Origin of the sequence: Pseudonocardia sp. DR1-2, assembly GCF_023717215.1 — a bacterium.
Lineage (GTDB): Bacteria > Actinomycetota > Actinomycetes > Mycobacteriales > Pseudonocardiaceae > Pseudonocardia > Pseudonocardia alni.
Genome location: NZ_JAMQOF010000005.1, coordinates 22,299 through 40,027, shown reverse-complemented (window position 1 = coordinate 40,027; position 17,729 = coordinate 22,299). Strand labels below are relative to the sequence as shown.

The 17,729-nt window shown below is 74.5% G+C and carries 18 protein-coding genes; 10 read left to right on the top strand and 8 right to left on the bottom strand.

The features are described from left to right. Positions 1-5 precede the first annotated feature (5 nt). Both ND486_RS15860 and ND486_RS15855 read left to right on the top strand, forming a co-directional pair. Positions 6-2,357, top strand: coding sequence for an excinuclease ABC subunit UvrA (locus tag ND486_RS15860; protein ID WP_251784951.1), 2,352 nt, complete (start codon positions 6-8; stop codon positions 2,355-2,357). Beyond that, positions 2,344-3,324, top strand: a complete 981-nt coding sequence (locus ND486_RS15855) for a GlxA family transcriptional regulator (protein WP_251784950.1) — start codon at positions 2,344-2,346, stop codon at positions 3,322-3,324. The genes ND486_RS15860 and ND486_RS15855 overlap by 14 nt, the downstream gene beginning before the upstream one ends. Here ND486_RS15855 and ND486_RS15850 read toward each other — a convergent pair. Further along, a complete protein-coding gene (locus tag ND486_RS15850) occupies positions 3,297-3,644 on the bottom strand; it encodes a hypothetical protein (RefSeq protein ID WP_100877452.1) in 348 nt (115 codons plus the stop codon). The genes ND486_RS15855 and ND486_RS15850 overlap by 28 nt on opposite strands. A 78-nt stretch (positions 3,645-3,722) precedes the next feature. Further along, positions 3,723-3,992 carry a hypothetical protein gene (locus tag ND486_RS15845; protein ID WP_073574478.1) on the bottom strand — a complete coding sequence of 90 codons (270 nt, stop codon included), beginning with the start codon at positions 3,990-3,992 and terminating at the stop codon, positions 3,723-3,725. Positions 3,993-4,195: 203 nt separating this feature from the next. Between ND486_RS15845 and ND486_RS29800 the strand changes: the two genes are divergently transcribed. The 4 genes from ND486_RS29800 to acs are packed head-to-tail and all read left to right on the top strand — an operon-like array spanning position 4,196 to position 9,082. After that, positions 4,196-5,323, top strand: coding sequence for a histidine kinase (locus ND486_RS29800; protein ID WP_251784949.1), 1,128 nt, complete (start codon positions 4,196-4,198; stop codon positions 5,321-5,323). Beyond that, a complete protein-coding gene (locus ND486_RS15835; RefSeq protein ID WP_062395884.1) occupies positions 5,320-6,015 on the top strand; it encodes a response regulator transcription factor in 696 nt (231 codons plus the stop codon). The genes ND486_RS29800 and ND486_RS15835 overlap by 4 nt, the downstream gene beginning before the upstream one ends. A gap of 27 nt (positions 6,016-6,042) precedes the next feature. Continuing rightward, a complete protein-coding gene (locus ND486_RS15830) occupies positions 6,043-7,131 on the top strand; it encodes a DUF3500 domain-containing protein (RefSeq protein ID WP_251784948.1) in 1,089 nt (362 codons plus the stop codon). Between the two features lie 52 nt (positions 7,132-7,183). Beyond that, the gene (gene acs, locus ND486_RS15825; RefSeq protein ID WP_251784947.1) at positions 7,184-9,082 is read left to right on the top strand and encodes an acetate--CoA ligase; all 1,899 of its coding nucleotides are present in this window, start codon (positions 7,184-7,186) and stop codon (positions 9,080-9,082) included. Positions 9,083-9,084: 2 nt separating this feature from the next. Here the strand turns inward: acs and ND486_RS15820 are convergent, their stop codons facing one another. Then, complete coding sequence (locus ND486_RS15820) at positions 9,085-9,402, bottom strand: putative quinol monooxygenase (RefSeq protein ID WP_251784946.1); 318 nt, start codon at positions 9,400-9,402, stop codon at positions 9,085-9,087. An 87-nt stretch (positions 9,403-9,489) separates the two neighbouring features. On the opposite strand from ND486_RS15820, the gene ND486_RS15815 reads away from it, so the two are divergent. Further along, positions 9,490-10,644 carry a DUF3500 domain-containing protein gene (locus ND486_RS15815; protein WP_251784945.1) on the top strand — a complete coding sequence of 385 codons (1,155 nt, stop codon included), beginning with the start codon at positions 9,490-9,492 and terminating at the stop codon, positions 10,642-10,644. Positions 10,645-10,687: 43 nt separating this feature from the next. Here the strand turns inward: ND486_RS15815 and ND486_RS15810 are convergent, their stop codons facing one another. The 5 genes from ND486_RS15810 to ND486_RS15790 all read right to left on the bottom strand — a co-directional run bounded on the left by ND486_RS15810 (position 10,688) and on the right by ND486_RS15790 (position 15,009). After that, the gene (locus ND486_RS15810; RefSeq protein WP_174525508.1) at positions 10,688-11,188 is read right to left on the bottom strand and encodes an Lrp/AsnC family transcriptional regulator; all 501 of its coding nucleotides are present in this window, start codon (positions 11,186-11,188) and stop codon (positions 10,688-10,690) included. A gap of 21 nt (positions 11,189-11,209) precedes the next feature. Continuing rightward, entirely contained in the window at positions 11,210-12,472 is a 1,263-nt protein-coding gene (locus ND486_RS15805) for an FAD-dependent oxidoreductase (protein ID WP_251784944.1), read from the bottom strand. Positions 12,473-12,559: 87 nt separating this feature from the next. Further along, positions 12,560-12,988, bottom strand: coding sequence for a VOC family protein (locus tag ND486_RS15800; protein WP_251784943.1), 429 nt, complete (start codon positions 12,986-12,988; stop codon positions 12,560-12,562). Between the two features lie 11 nt (positions 12,989-12,999). Next, positions 13,000-14,127, bottom strand: a complete 1,128-nt coding sequence (locus tag ND486_RS15795) for a serine hydrolase domain-containing protein (protein WP_251784942.1) — start codon at positions 14,125-14,127, stop codon at positions 13,000-13,002. A 57-nt stretch (positions 14,128-14,184) separates the two neighbouring features. Beyond that, entirely contained in the window at positions 14,185-15,009 is an 825-nt protein-coding gene (locus ND486_RS15790) for an SAM-dependent methyltransferase (RefSeq protein ID WP_251784941.1), read from the bottom strand. A 237-nt stretch (positions 15,010-15,246) separates the two neighbouring features. On the opposite strand from ND486_RS15790, the gene ND486_RS15785 reads away from it, so the two are divergent. The 3 genes from ND486_RS15785 to ND486_RS15775 all read left to right on the top strand — a co-directional run bounded on the left by ND486_RS15785 (position 15,247) and on the right by ND486_RS15775 (position 17,724). After that, the gene (locus ND486_RS15785) at positions 15,247-16,140 is read left to right on the top strand and encodes a helix-turn-helix transcriptional regulator (RefSeq protein WP_251784940.1); all 894 of its coding nucleotides are present in this window, start codon (positions 15,247-15,249) and stop codon (positions 16,138-16,140) included. Positions 16,141-16,356: 216 nt separating this feature from the next. Continuing rightward, the gene (locus ND486_RS15780) at positions 16,357-16,587 is read left to right on the top strand and encodes a DUF397 domain-containing protein (protein WP_251784939.1); all 231 of its coding nucleotides are present in this window, start codon (positions 16,357-16,359) and stop codon (positions 16,585-16,587) included. A 90-nt stretch (positions 16,588-16,677) separates the two neighbouring features. Continuing rightward, on the top strand, positions 16,678-17,724 hold the full coding sequence (locus ND486_RS15775; protein ID WP_178373505.1) for a class I SAM-dependent methyltransferase: 1,047 nt from the start codon (positions 16,678-16,680) through the stop codon (positions 17,722-17,724). The last annotated feature ends 5 nt before the right edge of the window (positions 17,725-17,729 follow it).

Below are 17,729 nucleotides of genomic sequence, written 5' to 3'. Positions count from 1 at the left end.
CCACCATGCACGCAGCCGACAGCCACGATCTCATCCGCGTGCACGGTGCGCGCGAGAACAACCTGCGCGACATCTCCGTCGAGCTGCCCAAGCGGCGGCTCACGGTGTTCACCGGGGTCTCCGGCTCGGGCAAGAGCTCCCTGGTGTTCTCGACGATCGCCGCCGAGTCCCAGCGGATGATCAACGAGACCTACAGCGCGTTCGTCCAGGGCTTCATGCCGAACCTCGGCCGCCCCGACGTCGACGTCCTCGACGGCCTCACCACCGCGATCATCGTCGACCAGGAGCGCATGGGCGGGGACGTGCGCTCCACCGTCGGCACCGCCACCGACGTCGGGGCGCTGCTGCGGATCCTGTTCAGCCGGCTCGGGAAGCCCTACGCCGGCCCGGCGAAGGCGTTCTCGTTCAACGTCGCGACGATCAGTGGCTCCGGCGCGGTGACCGTCCGCAAGAACGGCCAGCAGGTCAAGGAGCGGCGCGAGTTCGAGATCGTCGGCGGTGCCTGCCCGCGGTGCGAGGGCCGCGGCTCGGTGTCCGACTTCGACCTCACGGCCCTGTACGACGAGTCGAAGTCGATCGTCGAGGGCGCCCTGACGATCCCGAACTACTCCGTCGACGGCTGGTACGGCCGGATCTTCGCCAACTCCGGCTTCTTCCCCGGCGACAAGCCGATCAGCAGCTTCACGAAGCCCCAGCTGAACGCACTGCTCCACAAGGAGCCCACCCGGATCAAGGTCGACGGCATCAACGTCACCTTCGAGGGGCTGATCCCGCGGATCCAGAAGTCGTTCCTGGCCAAGGAGCGCGAGGCGATGCAGCCGCACATCCGGGCGTTCGTCGACCGGGCCATCGTGTTCCAGCGCTGCCCGGACTGCGACGGGACGCGGCTGTCCGAGCTCGCCCGCTCCTCGAAGGTCCGGGGCATCTCCATCGCCGACGCCTGCGCGATGCAGATCTCCGACCTCGCCGACTGGGTCCGGCAGCTCGACGAGCCCTCGGTCGCGCCCTTGCTCGGCTCGCTGCGCCACACACTCGACTCGTTCGTCGAGATCGGGCTCGGCTACCTGTCGCTGGACCGGCCGTCCGGGTCGCTGTCCGGCGGCGAGGCCCAGCGCACCAAGATGATCAAGCATCTGGGGTCGTCGCTGACCGACGTCACCTACGTCTTCGACGAGCCGACCATCGGCCTGCACCCGCACGACATCGCCCGCATGAACGACCTGCTGCTGCGCCTGCGCGACAAGGGCAACACCGTGCTCGTGGTCGAGCACAAGCCGGAGACGATCGCGATCGCCGACCACATCGTCGACCTGGGGCCGCGGGCGGGCGCCGACGGCGGGCACGTCGTCTACACCGGCGACCTCGACGGGCTGCGGGCCTCGGGCACGCTGACCGGCCGGCACCTGGAGTACCGGGCGTCGCTCAAGCCGTCGGTGCGGACCCCGAGCGGGTACCTGGAGATCCGCGGGGCGGACCGGCACAACCTGCGCGGAGTCGACGTCGACGTCCCGCTCGGGGTGCTCACCGTCGTCACCGGGGTCGCCGGGTCGGGCAAGAGCTCACTGATCCACGGCTCGATCGCCGGGCGCGACGGTGTGGTCGTCGTCGACCAGGGGGCGATCAAGGGGTCGCGGCGCAGCAACCCCGCCACCTACACCGGGCTGCTCGAACCGATCCGCAAGGCCTTCGCCAAGGCCAACGGCGTCAAGCCGGCCCTGTTCAGCGCCAACAGCGAGGGCGCCTGCCCGAACTGCAACGGCGCCGGCGTCGTCTACACCGACCTGGCGATGATGGCCGGCGTCGCCACCACCTGCGACGTCTGCGACGGCCGCCGCTTCGACGCCTCGGTGCTCGGCTACACCTTCGGCGGGCGCGACATCAGCGAGGTCCTCGCCATGCCGGTGGCCGAGGCGGAGAAGTTCTTCGGTGCGGGCGAGGCCCGCACCCCGGCGGCGCACAGGATCCTGGAGCGCCTCGCCGACGTCGGGCTGGGCTACCTCACCCTGGGCCAGCCGCTGACCACGCTGTCCGGCGGCGAGCGCCAGCGGCTCAAGCTGGCGGTGCACCTGGGGGAGTCCGGCGGGACGTTCGTCCTCGACGAGCCGACGACCGGGCTGCACCTGGCCGACGTCGAGCAGCTCCTCGCGCTGCTCGACCGGATCGTCGACGGTGGCCGCTCGGTGATCGTCATCGAGCACCACCAGGCCGTGATGGCCCACGCCGACCGGATCATCGACCTGGGCCCCGGTGCCGGGCACGACGGCGGCGCGGTCGTCTTCGAGGGGACGCCCGCCGAGCTCGTCGCGGACCGGTCGACGCTGACGGGCGAGCACCTGGCGGCCTATGTCGGCGCCTGAGGACACCCCGCGGCACGAGGTCGCGGTACTGGTCCGCCCCGGGGTGCGGCCGATGGAGCTCGGCCTGGTGCACCAGATCCTCGGCGGTGCCCGGTCGGCCGACGGGGAGCCGCTCTACCGGGTGCGCACCTGCGCGTTGCACCCCGGGACGGTGCCGACCGACGCGGACTTCCGTGTCGTCGTCGAGCACGGGCCGGAGCTGCTGGCCCGGGCCGACACCGTGGTCGTGCTCGCGACGCAGGACGACCACGAGCCGTCGGTCGTCGCCGACCCCGGTCTCGGCACGGCCCTGGCGTCGCTGCGTCCCGGCACCCGGCTGGCGTCGATCTGCACGGCCGCGTTCCCGCTGGCGGAGGCCGGGCTGCTCGACGGTCGTCGCGCCACCACGCACTGGCTGTCCGCGCAGGCCTTCCGGTGCCGGTTCCCGCGGGTCGACCTGGACCCCGCGGTGCTCTACGTCGACGAGGGCGAGGTGCTCACCGCGGCCGGCGAGGCGTCGGGCATCGACCTGTGCCTCTACCTGGTCCGGCGCGACTTCGGCGCCGCCGTCGCCAACGACGTCGCCCGCCGGACCGTGGTCCCGCCCTACCGGGAGGGCGGCCAGGCGCAGTACATCGCCCGGCCGGTCGCGGACGACGGACCCGGCACCGGCACCGCCGCGGCCCGCGAGCGGATGCTCGCCGACCTGGCCCGGCCCTGGACGCTGGCCGAGCTGGCCGCATCGCTGCACGTCGGCGTGCGGACACTGACCCGCCGGTTCCGGGAGGAGACCGGGCAGAGCCCGCTCGGGTGGCTGCTGCGCCGGCGCGTCGAGCGGGCCCGGGAGCTGCTCGAGACCACCGACCTCCCGGTCGGCCGGATCGCCGACGAGGTCGGGTTCGGCACGGCGACGGCGCTGCGCCGCCACGTGTGCCGCGAGCTCGGCGTGCCCCCGCTGCACTACCGGCGGACCTTCCGCGGCGGCTGAGCCCGCCGGACGAGCAGGGGTGCGGCGAGCAGCGCCGCGGCGACGACCGCGGCGACCAGCGGCACCGCGCCGGGCCCCAGGGCGGCCGCGGCGACGAGCGGGCCGCCGAGGAGCGCGACGGCGACCGCGGCGGCCCGCACCGCGACCGTCCGCGGCGGCACGGTCAGCGCGAGCGGCCCCACGAGCCGGGCCGCCCCGACCGCGACGGCGACGGCCACCGCACCGACGACCAGCGCGGCGGTCGGCGGGACGTTCACGACGACGAGCAGCGCGCCGACCGCGACGACGACGGCGGCACAGGGGAAGGTCGGAGAGGACATGCCCCGATGCTCGGCCGGGCCCGGCCGGACCGGGAGTGGCCCGCGGGCCAGCTCGCGAACGGATCGGGCCGTCCGGGATCAACCCCCGGTGCGTGCCCCGTTCCCCAACGCGTCCCGGATCTCGCGCAGCACCGCGGTCTGCTCCTGCACCGCGGAGATCAGCACCGCCAGCTGGTCGTCGCCGTGGCGCATCTCCTGGTACAGCGCGCTCACCGCGTAGGCGGTGGCGGCGGTGTGGCCGTCGGTCGCCTGGGGGTAGTCCTGCGCCTTGTCGGCCGCCTCGAGGAGGTCGAGCGCGTGCTCGATGACGTGCTGCCCGCTCTCGCGGTGGCTGTGCGGTTCCGGCATGTCCGAATCGTACTCATTCCGGGTGACGCGGCCCGGCGACTTCGGTCGCGGTGCGCACGACCTTCGACGGGTGCGCCACCGTCGCGCCGCCCGGCAGGCTGACGGTCGATCCCGGGGGGTCGGGAGACGGGAGGGGACCGGTGGCCGTCCCGTTCGAGCGGAAACCTGCTGGACGGCGCCGGTCCGCCCCCTATGGTCGACGTGTGCCGGTCCGACCCGCCGTGATCTCCGCCGTGCTGGTGGTCGCGGTGCTTGCCGCCGGGCTCACCGTCGCCGAGACGCAGGCCACCGCCGGGGTGCTGCAGTGGACGCTGCTCGTCGTCGGGCTGGCGATGATCGGCTCGATCGCGGTGCGCTACCGGGCGCCGCGGGTGTTCGCGGTGCTCGCCGTGCTCGGCCCGCTCGTCTCGCCCGTCGCCACCTACCTGCCGCTGGTCGGGGTGTTCGTGATCGCGACCCGGCGCCGCGCGGTGGAGACGCTGCCGGTGCTGGCCCTGGCGGTCGGGACCGCCGCGGCCACGCTGTACCGCAACGTCCCCGACGGGCCGACGGTGCTCGTGCTGCTCGGCGGGGCCGTCGCGTTCCAGGCCATCTCGGTGACCGCGGGCCTGCTGACCGGGATCCGCCGCGCGATGGTCGACGATCTGCGCGAGCGGCTCGCCCGCGCCGAGGCCGAGCGCGTGGTGCGCGAGGAGCAGGCCCGCGCCGACGAGCGGCGCCGGATCGCCGGGGAGATGCACGACCGGCTCGGGCACCGGCTGTCGTTGCTGTCGGTGCACGCCGGGGCGCTGGCGCTGCGCGGGGACCTGCCCGCCCGCACCGTCCGCGAGACCGCGCGGGTGCTGCGCGACACCACCCACCGCGCGATGGAGGACCTGCGCACGATCGTCCAGGTGCTGCACGAGCCCACCGGCGACGTACCCGACGAGGTCGACGACCTCGGTGCGGTCGAGGAGCTCGTCGCCGAGGCCCGCGCGGTCGGCGCGGACGTCCGCCTCCGGTCGACGGCGCTGCTGACGGTGTCCCCGCCGGGGCGCCCGCTGGCCGGCGTCGTGCACCGGGTGGTGCGCGAGGGCCTGACCAACGCCGCCCGGCACGCACCCGGGGCCCGGGTCGAGGTCGCCCTCGACGGGCGTCCCGGCCGGGACCTCACCGTCACCGTCACCTCCGGGCCGTCCGCGGCCGGTCCGACGCCCGAGGGTGCCGGGACCGGCCTGGTCGGGCTGCGCGAGCGGGTCGAGACCCTCGCCGGCGGGACGCTGACCCACGGCCCGACGCCGTCGGGGCACCTGCTGCGCGCGGTGCTGCCGTGGCGGGAGGAGACGGGATGACCGCGACCGCGATCCGGGTGCTGCTCGTCGACGACGACCCGCTCGTCCGCTCCGGGCTGCGGGTGATGCTCGACGGGCACGCGCTGCCCGGCGACGGCACCGGACCGGTACGGCGCATCCAGGTGGTCGGCGACGCCGGTGACGGTGACGAGGTGCCCGCCGCCGTCGCCGCGGGGCGGCCGCACGTGGTGCTGATGGACCTGCGGATGCGCCGCGTCGACGGCGTTGCCGCGACCCGGGAGGTGACCTCGCGGCCCGACGCCCCGACCGTCGTCGTGCTGACCACGTTCGACGCCGACGAGCACGTCGTGCGGGCGCTGCGCGCCGGGGCGAGCGGGTTCCTGCTCAAGGACGCCGCGCCCGAGGGGATCGTCGAGGCCGTCCGCGCCGCCGCCGACGGCGACGCCGTGCTGTCCCCGGCGATCACCCGGCGGCTGATCGGCATCGTCCGCGGCGACGGCGCCGGGCCGGTCGACCGCCGGCGCGCCGCCCGGGCCCGGCTCGACCGGCTCGCCGACCGCGAGCGCGACGTCGCCGAGGCCGTCGCCCGCGGCGGCTCCAACGCCGACATCGCCGCCGAGCTGCACATGTCGGTGGCGACGGTGAAGTCCTACGTGTCCCGGCTGCTGCGCGAGCTGGGCCTGGACAACCGGGTGCAGATCGCGCTGCTCGTCCGCGACGCGGCGGACTGACCCGCCCGGCGGACTAGCGTGGCCGGTGTGACGACGAGCGAGACGGTCGCCGCGGCGATGGCGGACGCGGCCGCGGCCTGGCTGGACACCCTGGACGACGACCGGCTCGCGACCGCCCGCGGCGACGGCCCGTCCGGCGACGCCGGGTCCGACGCCGAGCGTCGTCGCTGGTTCTACACCCCCACCGACCACGGCGGGCTGACGCTGCACGCGCAGACCCCGGTCCAGCAGCAGCGCGCGATGCGGCTGGTCGCCTCGGGGCTGTCCGAGGCCGGCTACGCCACCGTGGCGACGGTCATGGGGCTGGAGAACGTCCTGGACCGGGCGCAGGACTGGCCCACCCGCCCGCACCGGGAGCGGTTCCGGGACCCGGCGCTCTACCACCTGCGGATCTTCGGTGACCCGGGCGCGCGCACCTGGGGCTGGCGCTTCGGCGGGCACCACGTGTCGGTGAACGCACTCGTCGTCGACGGGCGGGTGGCCGCGGCCACGCCGTGCTTCCTCGGCGCGAACCCCGCGACGACGCCGCTGCTCGGCGGGGGTGTCGCGCGCCCGCTCGGACCGACCGAGGACCTGGCCCGCGAGATCGTCCGCGGGCTCCCGCCCGAGCTCGCCGGGGTCGCGGTCCTCTCCGCCGGGGCGCCGCCGGACCTGGTGACGGCGAACCGGCCGCTGGTCGCGCCGGGCGATCGGCCGCTGCCGACCTCGGCGATCCGGCGGGAGAGCCCGCCCGGTCCGGTGGACCCGGTCGAGGGCACCGAGGCCGTCGCGCTCACCGGCGCGCCGCGCGGTGTCCCGGCGAGCGCGCTCGACGACCGCGGCCGCGACCTGCTGCGCCGCCTGCTCTCGGCCTACCTGGACCGGGCACCGGCCGGGGTCTCACCCGCCGGCCGCTACGACGACGACGCCGCCCTCGACGAGGTGCACCTGGCCTGGGCGGGGTCGCCGGAGGCGGGGGAGCCGCACTACCACCGGCTGCAGGGGCCGCGGCTGCTGCTGGAGTGGGACAACACCCAGGACGGCGCGGACCACGCCCACTCGGTGTGGCGTGACCCGGAGAACGACTTCGGCGTGGACCTGCTCGACGACCACCACCGGGCCTTCGCCCACCGGTGAGTCCCCTCACGACGACCTGCGCCGCAGGGGATCGGGCGGCGAGGATCGGGGCATGTACCCGCCCCCGCCCGAGCTCGCCGCGCACGCCAACGTCACCGCTGCGGCCTACGACGAGGCCGCCGCCGACCCGGAGGCGTTCTGGTGCGCGCAGGCCCGGCGCCTGGAGTGGGACCGCGCCCCCGCGCAGGGCTACGACGGCAGCCGCTGGCCGGAGGTCACCTGGTTCGCCGACGGCACGCTGAACGTCGCGCGCAACTGCGTCGACCGGCACGTCGAGGCCGGTGCCGGGGAGAAGGTCGCCCTGCACTGGGAGGGCGAGCCGGGGGACCGGCGCACCGTCACCTACGCCGACCTGCAGCGCGAGGTCGCCCGCTGCGCGCATGCGCTCACCGCGCTCGGGGTGGGGCGCGGCGACGTCGTCGTCGTGTACCTGCCGGTGCTGGTCGAGACCGTCGTCGTGATGCTGGCCTGCGCCCGGATCGGGGCGGTCCACTCGCTGGTCTTCGGCGGGTTCTCCGCCTCGGCACTGCGGTTCCGGCTCACCGACGGGTCGGCGAAGCTGCTGGTCACCACCGACGGCCAGTACCGGCGCGGGAAGGCCGTCCCGGTCAAGGTCAACGCCGACGAGGCCGCGTCCGGTGTGGACTCGCTGGAGCACGTGCTGGTCATCCGGCGGACCGGCTCGGAGGTCGACTGGACGCCCGGCCGCGACGTGTGGTGGCACGACGTCGTCGACACCGCGCCCGAGGTCCACGAGGCGCAGGCGCACCCCGCCGAGAGCCCGCTCATGCTCGTCTACACCTCCGGCACCACCGGGACGCCCAAGGGCCTGCTGCACACCATGGGCGGCTACCTCACCCAGGCGTCGTGGACGGCGTGGGCCTGCTTCGACCACAAGCCCGACGACGTCTACTGGTGCACCGCCGACCTCGCCTGGGTGACCGCGCACACCTACGAGGTCTACGGCCCGCTGTCCAACGGCGTCACGCAGGTGATCTACGAGGGCACCCCGGACACCCCCGAGCCGGGCCGGCACTTCGAGATCATCGCCCGGTACGGCGTCACCGTGTACTACACCGCGCCCACCCTGGTCCGGACCTACATGAAGTGGGGCCCGCAGGTGCCCGCGGCACACGACCTGTCGTCGCTGCGGCTGCTCGGCACGGTCGGTGAGGCGATCAACCCCGAGGCGTGGCGCTGGTTCCACACCGAGATCGGCGGCGGCCGCTGCCCGATCGTCGACACCTGGTGGCAGTCCGAGACCGGCGCGGCGATCTGCGCGCCGCTGCCCGGGGTGACGCCGCTGGTCCCGGGCTCGGCGACCCGGCCGCTACCGGGCCTGTCGGTGCGGGTCGTCGACCGCGACGGGCGGACCTGCGACCCCGGCGAGGGCGGCATCCTCGTGATCGACCGGCCGTGGCCGTCGATGGCACGGACCGTGTGGGGCGACCCGGAGCGGTTCCGCGCGTCGTACTTCGCCGACTACGCCGAGCAGGGCTGGTACAAGGCGGGCGACGGCGCCGTCGTCGACGAGCACGGGTACGTGACGCTGCAGGGCCGGATCGACGACGTCATGAACGTGTCCGGGCACCGGCTCGGCTCGATCGAGCTGGAGTCGGCGCTGGTGTCGCACCCGCGGGTCGCCGAGGCGGGCGTGGTCGGGGCACCGGACGTGACGACCGGGCAGGCCGTCGTCGCGTTCGTGACGGTCACCGACGGCCCGACCGAGGGCCTCGCCGAGCAGCTGCGGGCACACGTGGCGCGCGAGATGGGGCCGGTCGCCCGGCCCCGTGAGGTCGTGCTCGTCGCGGAGCTGCCGAAGACCCGCTCGGGCAAGATCATGCGACGGCTGCTGCTCGACGTGACCGCCGGGCGCGAGCCCGGCGACACGACGTCGCTGGTGGACCCGGCCGCCTTCGCGGAGCTGGCGGCCGGGTACCGGCAAGGCTGAGCTCAGGCGATGCGGCGCAGCTTCTGGATCACGAGCTCGCCGTCGAGCAGGTCGCCCATGATCCCGACGAAGTGCACCAGGTGCGGGGTCTGCAGGTGCGCGTCGAGCTGCGCCTCGGACTCCCAGTTCTCGTAGAAGAAGAACACCGCGGGGTCGTCCCAGCCCTGGTGGAGGTCGTAGTTGACGTAGCCGTCCTCCTGCGACGTCGGCTCGATCAGCTTCTCGAGCTCCGCCTTGAGCTCCTCCTCCTTGCCCGGCTTCGCCCGCATCCGGGCGATCACGGTGAGCAGGTCGCGGTTGTCGTCGGTGGGAGTGGGCATCGTTGCCTCCGGCTCGATTGATTGTGCACAACGAGTATGGCGCATCCCGCCCCGCGAAGTCTGCCCGCAGTCGCTACCGTCGGCAGGATGATCGGTGCGGCGGACACCCGGGAGACGGCGGACGCGATGGCCGGGGCCGCGTCGGCCTGGCTGGACACCCTCGACCCGGCGCAGCGGGAGGTCGCCGTCGGGCACGCCCCGACCGGTGACGGCGACGCCGACGCCGAGCGCCGCCGCTGGTTCTACACCCCCACCGACCACGGCGGGCTCACCTTCCACGACCAGCTCCCGCCGCAGCAGCGCGCCGCGATGAGGCTGGTCGCGTCCGGGCTGTCCCGGGCCGCCTACGTCACCGTCGCGACCGTAATGGGGCTGGAGAACGTCCTCGACCACACCGAGGGCTTCGTGACCCTGTTCGACCGGACCCGCGGCCGGGACCCGCAGATGTACCACCTTCGCGTCTTCGGCGAGCCGGGGGACACCGGCACCTGGGGCTGGCGCTTCGGCGGGCACCACGTATCGGTCAACTTCCTCGTCGTGGACGGTGTCGTGGTCGCCTCGACCCCGTGCTTCCTGGGCGCCGACCCCGCGACCTCCGAGCTGCTCGGCGACGCCGTGCTCCGCCCGCTCGGACGGGTCGAGGACCTCGCCCGTGACCTCGTCCGCTCGCTGCCCGCCGAGCTGCGCGGGCGGGCGGTGCTGCTGGACAAGGCCCCGCCGGACCTCGTCGCCGCGAACCGCACCGAGCCGCAGGAGGGCGACAACTGGATCCCGCTGGCGGGGATCTGGCGCACCGAGTCCTTCGCCGACCCCGAGCAGCAGCGCAAGCTCGACGACATGAGCGAGGCCATCGAGGAGCGGGCCGCGTTCACCGACGCGCAGAAGGAGACCGTCGCGCTGTCGCGCACCCCGGCCGGCGTGCCGGCGTCCGACCTGGACGCCGGGGGCCGCGAGATGCTGCGCGCGTTGCTGGGCACCTACCTGAAGCGGGTCGCCGAGCCGCTGCAGCCGATCTCCCGCTACGACGACGACGCCGAGCTCGACGCCGTGCACCTCGCCTGGGCGGGGCCGCTGGAGGACGGCGCCCCGAACTACTACCGGGTGCAGGGTCCGCGCCTGCTCATCGAGTGGGACAACACCCAGCGCGACGCCAACCACGCGCACTCGGTGTGGCGCGACCCGTCGACGGACTTCGGCCTGGACGTGCTCGGCGCGCACCGGGCGGCGCACCACCTCGGCTGACCCGGTCGTCGCGGGGCGCCGGCACCGTCGAGCCACGGTCCGGTCAGTCCCGGTAGGCGGGCGCCCGGCTCGGGCCCTCGCGGTGGTCGCGCTCCAGCAGCGGCCGCCAGCGCGGCGCGACCAGGGTGGACAGCACCACCACGCTGGTGGAGCGGGCCACCAGCGGTGAGCGGCCGAGCGCGAGCAGGGTGTCCTGCAGGTCCTCGTGCGACGACGCCGCGAGCCGGCACATCACGTCCGACGAGCCGGTCGTCGCGTACGCCTCGGTGACCGCGGGCAGCGCGGCGAGCTCGGCGGCGACGTCGCCCAGCTCGCCCTGCGCGATCTCCAGCGTCACGAACGCCTGCACGCCGTACCCGGCCGCCGGGAGGTCGACGTCCGGCCCGTACCCGGTGACGACCCCGGCACGCTCCAGCCGGTCCAGTCGCGCCTGCACCGTCCCGCGGGCGACCCGCAGGGTCCGCGAGAGCTCCAGCACCCCGGCCCGCGGCCGGTCGCGCAGCGCGGCGAGCAGGTCGACGTCGAGGGCGTCCAGGGACAGCACCCGGCTGAGCCTAGCCGCGGCTCAGCCGGCCGGGACGGGCTCGCGACGGGCGAAGTCCGGGGCCCGCTCCGGCCGGAAGCCCACGCCCACCAGGTAGGCGGGCACGATCTGGGCGGCCGGGACCGCGCGCATCAGCCGCAGCAGCGGAGCCGGGGGACCGTCGAGCCGTCCCGCCAGCGCCGGGCCGGCGATGGTGCGGTGCATGATCCGCTGCAGGCCCTGGACCAGCACCGTCGGGAGCAGCCTGCGGTTGCGGACCCGGCCGAGGTCCCGCTCGGTGAGGGTGCCCCGCTGCAACGGGGCGGCGAGCAGGGTCGCGGCGGCGACCGCGTCCTGGATCGCGAGGTTGATCCCGACGCCCCCGATGGGGGACATCGCGTGCGCGGCGTCGCCGATGCAGAGCAGGCCGTCGACGTGCCAGCGGCGCAGCCGGTTGAGCTTCACGTCGAGGTGCTTCACCTCGTCCATCGACGCGATCCGGTCGACCCGGTCGGCGTACTCCGGCATCAGGTCGGCGATGTCGGCCCGGAACGCCTCGACGCCCGCGGCGCGCAGCCGCGCGTCGGTGCCCTTGGGGGCGAGGTAGCCGATCTGGTAGTAGCCCTCGCGCGGGATCACCACCGCGAAGCGCCCCTTCCCGATCCGCGGGCGCAGGGTGGCCCGCTGCTCCTCGGGGCGCCGCGGCAGCCGGAACCACCACGTGTCGAACGGGACGTCGTACTCGGTCACGGGCAGGCCGGACCCGGCACGCAGGACCGAGTGCCTGCCGTCGCAGGCGACGGTGAGGTCGGCCCGGATCTCGCCGGTCGTCTCCTCGCCGGGCGCGGTCGTCGTCGCGTACCGGACGCCGACGACCCGCCCGTTCTCCCGGACCAGCGACGTGGCCCGGGTGTCGAGCCGCAGGTGGAAGGCGGGCTCGTCGGCGGCGACCTCGGCGAGCAGGTTCAGCAGGTCCCACTGCGGGACGAGCGCGACGTAGGGGTGACGCACCCCGACCCGGCGCAGCAGGGACATGTTCCCGATCCGCTGCGCACCGCCCCGCTCGTCCGGGATCACGACCTCGTCGACCCGGCTCTGCGGCAGCGCGGCGAACCGCTCGCCCAGCCCCAGGTCGTCGAGCAGGTCCAGGGTGGTGGGGTGCACGGTGTCCCCGCGGAAGTCCCGCAGGAAGTCGCCGTGCTTCTCCAGCACGGTCACCTCGACCCCGGCCCGGGCCAGCAGCAGCCCCAGCATCATCCCGGCCGGGCCGCCCCCGACCACGCAGCACGTCGTCCGCTCCGACATCACACCCACCTCATTTCAACTCATGTTGAATTACGACGAGTATGCGCCCCCCGGGTACCGTCACGCAATCGATGTGACCGGGTGTGCTCAGCCGCCGAAGCGGCCCCGTGCCGACTCCGGGATCAGCGGCCGGTCACCGCGGACCCGCAGCTCCTGCACCGCCCAGGTGTTGCCGTCGGGGTCGGCGAAGCCGAAGAAGGTGCCGCCGTCGCGTTCGTCGAGCACCACCACCTCGCTGCACTCCACCCCGCGTCCGACCAGCTCGTCGCGCGCGGCCCGGGCGTCGGCGACGCAGAGCTGCAGCCCGCGCATCGAGCCCGGCGCCATCTCGTTCTGCGCCGGCAGCGAGCCGACGACGATCGAGCAGCCCGAGCCCCGCGGCGTCAGCTGGGCGACGTGCATGTGCTCGGTGCGGGTGTCGTGGTCCAGGTCGAAGCCGACCCGGTCGCGGTAGAAGGCGACCGCGGCGTCGAGATCCGACACCGGCAGCACGACGACCTCGAGCGTCCAGTCCATGGTGGGTCCTCTCAGGAGTGCGCCGCGGCGCGGAAGGAGTGCAGGAGAGCGGGGCCCTCGGGGCCGTCCCACGCGACCTGGGTCAGCAGCAGCGAGATCACGCCGGTCGACGGGTCGGAGCGCCACCCGGTGCCCAGGCCGCCGTCCCAGCCGTAGCGGCCGCCGTCCTCGACGGCCAGGCCCAGGCCCCAGCCGCAGCCGTCGTCGAGGAACGGGGCGGCGCCGGCCCGCTGTGCCGCGCTCAGCCGGTCGGTGGTCAGCTCGGCGACGGCGCCGGGGGACAGGACCGGGCTGCCGCCCCCGCGCAGTGCCCGGGTGAACGCGAGCAGGTCGTCCAGGGTGGAGACCAGGCCGCCGCCCCCGGACGGGAACACCGGCGGGGCCGCCCACGCGCCGTCGACCGGGTCGGTCACGGTGAAGCCCCCGCCGGGTGCGGCGGTCAGCAGCGGGACGAACCGGTCCCGGTCGGCGACGGGTACCGAGAAGCCGGTGTCGCGCATGCCGAGCGGGGTGAACACCCGCTCGGCCAGCACGGTCTGCAGGTCGGTCCCGCAGCGGCGGGCGAGCAGGACGCCGAGCAGGTCGCCGCTGGTCTGGTAGAGCCAGCGCGATCCCGGCTGCGCGACGAGCGGCACCGCGGCGAGCCGTGCGGTCCAGGTGTCGGGGTCGGGCAGCGGGTAGCTGCCGGGCGGCCCGTCGCTGCCGAGCCCGGCGGTGGCGCGCTGCACGGGCAGATCGGCGCCGGACCGGGGGAGCATCCCGATCCCGCAGCGGTAGGTCAGCAGGTCGTAGAGGGTGATCGGCCGGCGCGCGGGGACGGTGTCGTCGAGCTCGGCCGCCTCGTGACGCAGCACCCGCGGCGCGGCCAGCTCCGGGAGCCACGCCGCGACCGGCCCGTCGAGGTCCAGCATCCCGTCCTCGACGAGTGCGAGCGCGGCGACCGCGACGACCGGCTTGGTGATCGAGGCGATCCGCACGACCGTGTCGCGGCGCAGCGGGTGTCCGGCGCCGTCGTCGCCGAGGACGTGCACCGCGGTGCCGTGCCGGGGGTCGTCGACGGCGGCGACCAGCCCCGGGACGCGCCCGGCGTCGACGGCGTCGTGCAGGAGCGCGGCGGTGCGGTCCAGGGTGACGGGCACGGGGGCCTCCCGGGGTCGGTGGGTCTCACCCGTTCCGACCGCGGCGGCCCCGCGAACTCATCGCTTGATGCCGACCCCGCCGACGATGCAGCGCTGCACCGGGTCCTCGGTGCGCAGCTGCGGGCCGTCGGGCCACCACCGGTAGCACGGGACGATGCCCGGGTCGACCAGTTCGAGCCCGGGGAACAGGCCGCTGATCTCGGCGTGCGTGCGGAACCGGCCGCTGCCCATCGGGCTGTGGACGAAGACCTGCTCCATCCGGCGGGCCAGCTCGCTGTCGGCGTTCTCCGGGTCGAAGAAGTGCGCGATCGCGACGACGCTGCCGGGGGCGAGCCGCTCGATGTAGCGCGCCATGATGGCCTGCGGGTCCACGGCGTCGTCGAAGTGGTGGATGGTGCCGATCTGGAACAGCGCGAGCGGCTGGTCCAGGTCGAGGAAGCCCTGGACCGTCGGGTCGGCCAGCACCGTCTCCGGCTCGCGGATGTCCGCGGCGGAGAAGCGGGTGAACTCGTTGTCCTCCAGCAGCGCCTGGCCGTGCGCGATGACGGTCGGGTCGTTGTCGACGTAGGCGACCCGGGCCTCGGGCTGCAGCCGCTGCACCACCTGGTGGGTGTTCTCCGCGGTCGGCAGGCCGGAGCCGCAGTCCAGGTACTGGGTGATGGAGGTCTGGGTGGCGATGAAGCGCGCCGCCCGGATGAGGAACGCCCGGTTGTCGATCGCGAGCATGTTGACCTCGGGGGCCACCTGCCGGACCCGTTCGATGGTCTCCCGGTCGACCTCGTAGTTGTCCTTCCCACCGAGCGCGTAGTCGTAGACCCGGGCGATGCTGGCCTTGGTCGTGTCGATGTACGCGGGAGCGCGACCCTCGGTCGGCTGGGCCATCGGCGGAGTCCTCACTGCGTCGTCGGCGCCGTCGCGCCGGGTCGTCGGTCGGTGCCCGGGCGACGCCCGTCGTGGCGCCGATCACCGGTGCGGCCACCGTAGCGGACCGGCCCGACGGGCACGCACCGTCACCGTCCGGAAGTGCCCGGTGATCGAGACCGCTGACGACCTGCGGAACCGTTGTGTAGGCTGGGTCACCCGATCGGCAGTCCCCGCAACCCGCAGGAGCCCGTCCCGGTGGTCCCCAGCCCGAACAGCCCCACCCCGCCCGGTGCCGACCGCGGCCCGACCGCGCGGCGCATCGTCCTCGGTTCCCACCTGCGCCGGCTGCGGGAGCGCGCGGGCATCTCCCGGGCCGACGCGGCGTACGCGATCCGCGGCTCGGACTCGAAGATGAGCAGGCTGGAGTCCGGCAAGGTCGGGTTCAAGCAGCGCGACGTGGCCGACCTGCTGACGATGTACGGCGTCGCCGAGGGCCCCGAGCGCGACCAGGTGCTGTCGATGGCCGAGGAGAGCAACTCCAGCGGCTGGTGGGCCCGGTACAACGACGTCGTCCCCGGCTGGTTCGAGGACTTCGTGGGTCTGGAGGCCTCGGCGTCGCGGATCTCGTCCTACGAGCTGCTGTTCGTCCCCGGCCTGCTGCAGACCGAGGACTACGCCCGCGCGGTCGTCAGCGGCGGCCACGCCGATCTGCCGCCCGCCGAGCGGGCCGACGTCGAGAAGCGCCTGGAGGTGCGGCTGCGGCGTCAGCGCGTGCTGCACCGCAAGGACGCCCCGACCTTCTGGACCGTGCTCGACGAGGCCGTGCTGCACCGGCCGGTCGGCGGGGAGGCGGTCTTCCGCGCCCAGCTCGACCACCTGGTCGAGCTGTCGTCGCTGCCCAACGTCATCGTCCAGCTGCTGCCCTGGGACCTGTCCGGCTACGGCGCCGAGCACGCCTTCACCATGCTGCGCTTCGCCGAGCCCGAGCTGCCCGACCTGGTCTACCTCGAGGAGATGACCGGGTCCTCCTATCTGGACAAGCGGGCCGACGTCGAGCGCTACGGCCGGTCGATGGACCGGCTCACCGTCGACGCGCTCAGCCCGGAGCAGACCAAGCAGGCCCTGAGCAAACTGCGCGCCGAGCGCTGACCTGCACCGACGTCGCTTCCGGGCGACGAACGGCACCACTGTCCCCGGTAGCGGGGGACACCGTCCGATGCCGACCGCCCGCGGCCGGTGCGGCGCACTCGGGCGCGGCCGGACGACCGCCGGGCGCGTCCGTCCTGTTTTGCACGACCGAACCGCTTGCCCCCTGCTAGCTTCTCCGCAACGGAGAATGCACGTGCAGATGAGGTGAGCATTCGCATGGAACAGATGCACCTGAGCGACCCCGCGGCGATCGATTCGCTGGCGTGGCGCAAGAGCGTGCGCAGCGGCTACCAGGGCAACTGCGTCGAGCTCGCCGTCGTGACCGGGGGGACCGTGGCCGTCCGCAACTCGCGGGACCCGCACGGCACCGTGCTCGCCTTCCCGGCGACCGAGATGGCCGCCTTCCTGGCCTCGATCAGGAACGGCGAGCTGGACGACCTCGCCTGAGTCGTCCCCGCTGACCTCCCGCGGGCGGCCGGCCCGACCCCGGCCGCCCGCGGTGAGCCGAGAATGATCTTCTCGGTGTAGGAAGGAACGGTGAGCCGTTCCGAGCAGGCCCCGTCCTACCGCGGCGCGAGCGCCCACTACCTGTCCCCGTCGCGACGGGACCCCGTCAAGGTCGGCTCCGAGGAGCCGGTCACCCGGCGGGTCATCGCGGGTGCGCTGGCCGCGCTGCACCTGCGGCCCGGGTCCCCGGTCGCCGTGCTCGACGTCGGGTCCGGCACCGCCGACGGGTTCGCCCTCCTCACCCGTCCGGCACCGGACGCCGCGCCGATCGTCGCGGAGGACCGGCTGCGCTACGTCGGTCTCGACGTCGATCCGGAGATGGTCGCCACCGCGCGGGACACCGTCGGTTCGCCGTCGGCGTCGTTCGTGCTCGGCGACGTGCGCGACGCGCTGCCCGACGGCGCGTTCGACCTCTACCTGTCCTGCGGGGTGCCGTACTCCCACCTCACCCGCGACGAGCTCGTCGCCGCACTGGGATCGGTGCTGACGGCCGTCGCGGCCCGGGGGCGGCGCGCCGCGGTCGTCGTCGACGTCCTCGGCCGGTACTCGGTGGAGTGGCAGCCCCGCTGGGGCACCGAGCGCTGGGACTACGCGATGAGCTTCTTCGCCGGCGGCGGCGGGGCGATCTCCGAGCCGATGACCTTCTACGGCCGCGCCGAACTCGACGCCACCGTCGACGCCGCGCTGGCCGGCAGCGGTGCGCGGCTGGTGTCGCGCACCGCCGTCGACCGGTCGGTCCTGGTCGGACGGCACACCGCCACCGGCACCTTCCACCCGGCGGTGCCGCGCTTCCGGACCCTGGTGAACGACCTGGTCCGCGACCCGTCCCGGGTCGACCCCGACGACCTCCGGTTCACCCCCGCGACCGGAGGCGCCCCGGAGGAGGTGCTGTCCTGGCTGCGCGGGTTCGCCGACCGCTGGAACGGCGCCCTGGAGCCGTACCGGGGGGCGGGACCGCTCGCCGACGCCGACGCCGACCGGCTCGCCGGGACCCTGCTCGGACTCGAACGGGCCGCGGGACCCGGCCTGGGCCTCGGCCACTCGCTGACCATGACGCTGGTGGCCGAGCCCGCCTGAGCGTC